Origin of the sequence: Saccharomonospora saliphila YIM 90502, assembly GCF_000383795.1 — a bacterium.
Classification (GTDB): domain Bacteria; phylum Actinomycetota; class Actinomycetes; order Mycobacteriales; family Pseudonocardiaceae; genus Saccharomonospora; species Saccharomonospora saliphila.
Window position 1 is genome coordinate 5,190 of record NZ_KB912593.1, and the last position, 4,566, is coordinate 9,755.

General features: G+C 72.3%; 3 protein-coding genes and 1 pseudogene. 2 read left to right on the top strand and 2 right to left on the bottom strand.

Features of this window, described 5'->3' with window-relative positions; translation table 11 throughout:
* Nucleotides 1-301, bottom strand: a pseudogene (locus tag SACSA_RS25495) (hypothetical protein); the annotation flags it as partial.
* 83 nt (nucleotides 302-384) lie between these two features.
* On the opposite strand from SACSA_RS25495, the gene SACSA_RS0100230 reads away from it, so the two are divergent.
* A complete protein-coding gene (locus SACSA_RS0100230; RefSeq protein WP_019812540.1) occupies nucleotides 385-1,671 on the top strand; it encodes an adenylosuccinate synthase in 1,287 nt (428 codons plus the stop codon).
* A 137-nt stretch (nucleotides 1,672-1,808) separates the two neighbouring features.
* On the opposite strand, the gene SACSA_RS0100240 is transcribed toward SACSA_RS0100230, so the two are convergent.
* A complete protein-coding gene (locus SACSA_RS0100240) occupies nucleotides 1,809-2,948 on the bottom strand; it encodes a glycerophosphodiester phosphodiesterase (RefSeq protein WP_019812543.1) in 1,140 nt (379 codons plus the stop codon).
* Between the two features lie 156 nt (nucleotides 2,949-3,104).
* On the opposite strand from SACSA_RS0100240, the gene purD reads away from it, so the two are divergent.
* Nucleotides 3,105-4,367 carry a phosphoribosylamine--glycine ligase gene (purD, locus tag SACSA_RS0100245; protein ID WP_028661381.1) on the top strand — a complete coding sequence of 421 codons (1,263 nt, stop codon included), beginning with the start codon at nucleotides 3,105-3,107 and terminating at the stop codon, nucleotides 4,365-4,367.
* Nucleotides 4,368-4,566: the final 199 nt, after the last annotated feature.

Genomic DNA, 4,566 nt, shown 5'->3' on the forward strand with positions numbered 1-4,566 from the left:
GTCCGCCGCGGGCGAGCGCCAGCGCGGCGCCGGGGTCGGTGGGCAGCCCCCACAACGCGGCGACCGCCGAATCCCGCCGAGCGGGCACGAAACCGACGACCGTCTCGCTCAGCAGCTCCCGGCGCAGCAGCCGCAGCACCACGGCGGCGAGATCGGCGTCGGTGCCCGCCACCACGATCTCGGGTTCGAGCAGCGCGTCGACGTCGGCCTTGCCCGGCCGGGCGGGCAGTGCTTTCACCCGCAGGTCGGTGGGCGGTAACGCGGTCGCCATCGTCCCGCAAGCCAGCACCAGTCCACCCACGCCACGCTCCTCGGTTAGGCTCGTGCATCGGCATTCGTCCGAGTGCACCAGCACGTCCGACCGTCGATTACCAGGAGTGTCACATGCCGGCCATCGTGCTCGTCGGGGCCCAGTGGGGCGACGAAGGCAAGGGCAAGGCCACCGACCTGCTCGGCGACCGGGTGCGGTGGGTGGTCCGCTTCCAGGGCGGCAACAACGCCGGGCACACCGTCGTGCTGCCCAACGGCGAGGACTACGCGCTGCACCTGATCCCGTCCGGCATTCTCACGCCCGGCATCACCAATGTCATCGGCAACGGCGTGGTGATCGACCCCGGCGTGCTGCTGGACGAACTGTCCGGGCTCGAGGAGCGCGGCGTCGACACCGACCGGCTGCTGATCTCGGCGGACGCGCACCTGATCATGCCGTACCACGTGGCCATCGACAAGGTGACCGAGCGCTACCTGGGCGCCAAGAAGATCGGCACCACCGGCCGGGGCATCGGGCCGTGCTACCAGGACAAGATCGCGCGGGTCGGGGTGCGGGTGCAGGACCTGCTCGACGAGAAGATCCTGCGCCAGAAGGTCGAGGCCGCCCTCGAATACAAGAACCAGGTGCTGGTCAAGGTCTACAACCGCAAGGCACTGGACCCGGCCGAGGTCGCCGACACGGTGCTGGAGCAGGGTGAGCGGTTCGCCCACCGCATCGCCGACACCCGGCTCGAACTGAACAAGGCGCTCGAACGGGACGAGACCGTGCTGCTGGAGGGCTCGCAGGGCACCCTGCTCGACGTCGACCACGGCACCTACCCGTTCGTGACGTCGTCGAACCCCACCTCGGGCGGCGCCAGCGCCGGATCGGGCATCGGGCCGGGCCGGATCACCACCGTGCTCGGCATCCTCAAGGCCTACACCACGCGGGTGGGCTCCGGGCCGTTCCCCACCGAGCTGACCGACGAGTCCGGGGAGGACCTGCGCAAGGCCGGGGGCGAGTTCGGTGTCACCACCGGGCGCTCGCGGCGCACCGGGTGGTTCGACGCGGTGATCGGGCGCTACGCGGCGCGGGTCAACGGCATCACCGACTACTTCCTCACCAAGCTGGACGTGCTGTCCGGGCTGGAGCGCGTCCCGGTGTGCGTGGCCTACGAGGTCGACGGCTTCCGCACCGAGGACATGCCGATGACCCAGACCGACGTGCACCACGCCGTGCCGATCTACGAGGAGCTTCCCGGCTGGTCGGAGGACCTCAGCGAGTGCCGCGCGTTCGCCGACCTGCCCGCCAACGCGCGGGCCTACGTCGAGCGGCTCGAGGAGCTGATGGGCGCGCGGATCTCCGCGATCGGCGTCGGCCCCGGTCGTGAGCAGACGATCGTGCGCCACGATTTCGTGTGAGCAGCGGCCGGCCCGCCAGCGCGCAGGTCACGGCGCGCGCCCGCGCCGTGAAGGACACCCCGCCCGCGGTGAGCGCGGGCGAGAGGTCCTTCACGGCCTGACGGACGCGTGCTCGGTACGCCCCGCGAGGTGTGTGTTCAGCGTCGCGCCCTGCGCGCCGCCTCCACCGCGATGTCCGGCTGGTCGGCGAACACGCCGTCGACACCCGCGTCGAGGAACGCGGCGTACTCGGCGAGAATGTCGCCCCACTCGGCCGGATCGTCGGACGAGCGCAGCCCGGCGGGCAGGAACGCGTTCTCCGCGCGGAACGTGTACGGGTGCACCGTGAGCCCGGCCTCGTGCGCGTCGCCGACCAGGGACGTGGGCTCGCCGAGGTCGCCGTCCGCGCCGGTCGGGATGACCCGGCCCTTGGCCGGGCCGATTCCCTCGGCGTAGCGGGAGATCGCGGCCAGACCGTCGGGAGTGACGAGGTCGTCGTAGGTGCGCGGGTCCCCTGAGGCGACGAGGTCGTACGGCGCGCCGGAGCCGCCGATCAGCTGCACCAGCGGCACTCGCAGGTGCCGGTCGAGTTCGCGGAGGTTGGTGACCTCGAACGACTGGACGTAGACCCTCGCGTCCGGCCGGTTGAGACCGTGCCGCGTGAGCGTCCGCACGAGCGCGGGTTCCAGGTCGAGCCCCTGCTCGCGGAAGTAGGTCGGGTGCTTGGTCTCCGGGTAGATTCCGATCTCCCGCCGCAGCTCGCGCGAGAGCCGCCGGGCCAGGTCGATGACCTCGGACAACGTCGGGATCTCGAACCGGCCGTCGAAGACGGTGTTGTGCTGGCGCAGCTCGGGGATGCGCTCGACGGCGCGCAGGGTCTTCAGCTCGGCCAGGGTGAAGTCCTCGGCGAACCAGCCGGTCACCGGCTCGCCGTCGACGACCTTCGTCGTCCGGCGGTCGGCGAACTCCGGCCGGTCGGCCACGTCGGTGGTGCCGCCGATCTCGGGCTCGTGCCGCGCGACCAGCACTCCGTCGGCGGTGGTCACCAGATCGGGTTCGATGTAGTCGGCCCCCATCCGCGCGGCCAGCTCGTAGGCGGCCAGCGTGTGCTCGGGCCGGTAGCCCGACGCGCCCCGGTGCCCGATGACCACCGGGTCGTCCGGCGTCGCGTTCGGGCCGTTCGCCGCCGGGGCGCGATCGTGGGCCGCGGGGCCGTTCGCCGACGCGGGCGTCACGGTGCCGGTGATCGCCAGAACCGCGAGACCGCACGCGGCGATCAGGGACAGTCTTCTGCGCATACTCGTTCGTGTCCTTCCTGGTTCGAGGCCTGCCCGCACGGGCTGCGGTGCCGGATCACCCTCCTGGACCTCCTCGACCGCGGGACGACGGAGCGGGAGCCGGGAGGGGACATGCCGGTGAACGGCACTCGACCCGGGCGGCTTACCCTGTGCGACGTGCGCGTCCTGGTTATCGGCTCCGGAGCCCGTGAGCACGCCCTCGTCCTCGCCGCCTCACACGATCCGGCGGTGACAGCACTCGGTTGCGCCCCCGGCAACGCGGGCACGGCCGCGTTCGCCGAAACCCTCGGCGTCGACCTGACCCTGCCCTCGGCCATCGCCGAACTGGCGGTGTCCTGGCGGGCCGACCTCGTGGTGATCGGACCCGAGGTGCCGCTGGTCGGGGGTGCGGCCGACGCGGTGCGCGCCGCCGGGGTGCCCTGCTTCGGTCCCGGGGCCGACGCCGCGCGGATCGAGGGCTCGAAGTCGTTCGCCAAGGAGGTCATGGCCTCCGCCGGGGTGCCGACGGCCCGCAGCGAGGTCGTGGACAACCCCGCGCACCTGGACGCCGCGCTGGCCCGGTTCGGCCCCACCTGGGTCGTCAAGGACGATGGGCTCGCGGCGGGCAAGGGCGTCGTCGTCACCGAGGACGTCGAGCGCGCCCGCAAGCACGCGCTGATGCTCCTCGACGGCGGGCACCCGGTGGTGCTGGAGTCGTTCCTCGACGGACCGGAGGCGTCGCTGTTCTGCCTTGTCGACGGTCGTACCGTCGTCCCGCTGCTGCCCGCGCAGGACTTCAAGCGCGTCGGCGACGGCGACACGGGCCCCAACACGGGCGGCATGGGCGCCTACGCGCCCCTGCCCTGGTCGCCGCCGGAGCTGGTCGATGAGGTCGTGTCGACGATCGTGCGGCCGGTGGTCGACGAGCTCGACCGCAGGGGCGTTCCGTTCTCCGGCCTGCTCTACGCGGGGCTCGCGCTGACCTCCGAGGGGCCGAGGGTGATCGAGTTCAACTGCCGGTTCGGCGATCCGGAGACCCAGGTGGTGCTGCCGTTGCTGCGCACCCCGATCGCCGGGCTGCTGCACGCGACCGCCACCGGCACCCTGGCCGAGCATCCGCCGCTGGAGTGGTCCGACGAGGCCGCGGTCACCGTGGTGATCGCCGCGGACGGATACCCCGGCAAGCCGAGGACGGGCGATGTGATCACCGGCGGTGAGGACGAGGGCGTGTTGCACGCCGGGACCCGCAGGCGCGACGACGGCGCCGTGGTGTCGTCCGGCGGCCGGGTGCTGTCGGTCGTCGGGGTGGGCGAGGATCTGACCGCGGCCCGGGAAGAGGCCTACGCCCGCGTGTCCCGGGTGAACCTGACGGGCGCGCACTACCGCACCGACATCGCCGCTCGGGCCGCGGCAGGGCACCTCGCCGTGCCCGCGCGCTGAGCCTGCCGCCCCTCGCCCCGGACGCGCGCGCGAACGACGTGCGCGCGCGGAGAAATCCCGTCGCGATTTCAGGTCACCGTCACACGCGGCTTGGTAATCTCCCGGGTAGAGACCGACTGGCTACTGGTCGTAACGGGGGTGCGCGGTGTCAGGAGCAGTGCCAGGTAACGCGGCGCCGGGTGGCGTCGCCACGGACGAC